This window comes from Undibacterium sp. TC4M20W, assembly GCF_049340245.1.
Taxonomy (GTDB): Bacteria; Pseudomonadota; Gammaproteobacteria; order Burkholderiales; family Burkholderiaceae_D; genus Undibacterium.
The window spans coordinates 1-2,645 of record NZ_JBMPPI010000062.1; the positions used below are offsets into that span (position 1 = coordinate 1).

The 2,645-nt window shown below is 52.3% G+C and carries 1 protein-coding gene; it reads left to right on the forward strand.

What is annotated here, in order from left to right; translation table 11 throughout:
- The coding region (locus ACO0LL_RS30280; protein WP_422954530.1) for a beta strand repeat-containing protein at positions 1 to 2,645 on the forward strand (2,645 nt) is incomplete at both ends.

Sequence of the window (2,645 nt, forward strand, 5' to 3'; positions counted from 1 at the left end):
ATCGTTGCCTACTCCCTGCCAAGCAACACAGCCCTGGCTAAGGACTGGTTGAGCAAAGTGCTGGATTCCGCTACACAAGCATCCCAAATCGCTGTTCAAGATGCAGTCCTGACATCCATCGTCAATGGCGGCGGTGTTAAAGACTTCACACTGACAAGCAACACAGACGTAGCTACAGCTGAAAACTTCACAGCCGGTCTGGTCTACACACCAAACGGTGGTTCCCGTGTTAACGCCCTGCAAGACGAAGACGTACTGACAGGCTCCAACACATCCGCCACAGCCAACAACAAATTGACAGCCACACTGGGTAACTCCAATGACAACGGCGCGCCAATCATCACCCCATCACTGAAAAATATCCAAACAGCGAACTTCACGTTCACTGGTTCTGCTGATGCGCAAAACGTCAACAACAACGCCGTTGTTGCTGTCGATCTGCAAGATGCAACTGGCCTCAAAAACGTTGGCATCAACCGTATCGCTTCCACAGCAGGTACCAACGTTGCCCGTATCGAAAACATCAAATCTGTTCTCGACACACTGTCCCTGACAAGCACCAACGCCAACAACGCCGGTACAGTTGAATTCTCCTTCGGCAATGGCACACTGCTCGGCGCTAACGTTGGTACACTCAACCTGTCCGACGTTCAAGTTGGTACAGTCAACATTGGTCAAAACACCTCCGGCACATCCGCCGCAGGCGTAGGCAACCAAGGTTACGAAACACTGACCATCAACAGCACTGGTAACGTCAACAACATCGGCACACTGAACCTGCCAATGGACACAGGTACAGCAGGCAAAGTCATCATCACTGGCGACAAAGACCTCACACTGGCCCAAACATCCAATGTTGTCAATGGTGTAACGACGATTGAATCCGTCAACTACTCCGGTGGTATTTTGCAAGCTGCAGGCCGTCTGTCCGCCATTGATGCATCCGCATTCAAAGGCAACCTGACACTCAACCTCGGCAATGGCATCTTCACTACTGGTAAAGCTGACACATCCGGTTCCGTCCAAAACGTCACCATCACTGGTGGTTCTGGTAACGACACATTCTACCTGGCTGACACAGTAGAAACACTTGACAGCATCACAGGCGGCGACGGTACAGATACACTGGTTATCGTCAACGGCGGTAACGTCACAGCCGGTGCAGCTGGTTCCTCCATCATCACCAAAGTAGAAGCAGTTCAAGTATTGTTGAACAACGCCGCTTCCACAGTTGACTTCGCCAAACTGCCAGACGTCACAGGCGTACTGGTTCGCAACGTCTCCAACACCAACGTAGCAGCACCTGCGAACTCCGCACCGGTAGCTGGTACAGACGTGTTCACACTCAACAACCTGAGTGTTGCCCAAGGCGCTGCTATCACCATCCGTCATAGCGACACAGGCTCCAACGCCATCGGCCAATCCACCATCAACGCCAATCTGGCCGTTGCTACTGGCGCATCCGACACAGTTGCAGTGACTATCGCTGAAGGCCTGAACGTTGACCCACGTTTCAACTTCGTGTTGAACACCAACGCAGTAGAAAACATCACTCTGGTTGATGCTGATACAGAATCCAACACAGTTGCTCTGGCCAACGTTGCTGCCCACACAGGCACCATCACTATTGGTACAACAGCAGGTGCTGGTTCCGCTACAACCTTCCTGAACCTCGACACAACAGTCGCAGGTAACGGCGGTCTGTACCGTATCGACACAACAGGCGGCGCAGCAGCTAACATCGCTGGCGTACAAGAGTTGTCCAAAACAGCTGGCCAGATCAAACTGGTTGCTGGCACTATCGATGCATCCGCAGAAACAGCCAGCGTCATCATCCGCGTTTCCACAAGCAATGCTGCTAACGGCGCGCAAAACATCAAGATGGGTGCTGGTAACGACACAGTTACTTTCGATAACCTGCAAGACACACGTGCTGGCCTGACGATCTCCGACACAGTCGTAGGTGGTGCTGGTACAGATACACTGGTTATTGACGGCGACCTGACAGGTGCAGCACTGGGCGACACTATCGCTCTGGGCGCGTCTGAATGGACGAACGTTTCCGGTTTCGAAACAATCCGTCTGGTTGGTACATCCAACAACGCCGGTGTTGACGGTGCAGGTAACTACCGTCTGACATTGACAGATGCCCTGATCGCTGCCAACAACAACGCAGGTGTTCTGGCCATCGTTAATGACAACGACACAGCCAATGATGCAGCTAATGCCGCTGACACAGCTGGTACAGCCGTTGAAAGCGCAGTTGTTATTGATGCACGTACACTGAGCGCCACAAGCCGCTTCAGCTACAACGGCGAAGAAGGTGCTTCCCGCACAGCCGACCGTATCATCTTCACTGATGCCAACTTCAATGGTTCCCACGCTATCAACGGTGGTGCAGTTGACAACAACAGCACAAACAACAGCCAAAAGAACGACGACGTGATCGAACTGCGTAATGCAACAAACGCATCCATCGGTGACTTCAACGGCATTTCCAACATCGGTAACATCGAACTGACCAACGACACAGCAGTCACACAAGTGTCCCAAATCCAGTTGAACGATACGATCGTTGATGCATTGGTTGACAGCTACCAGGCTGCTAACACAACAACCCACGTAGAACGTCTGACGATCCGTGC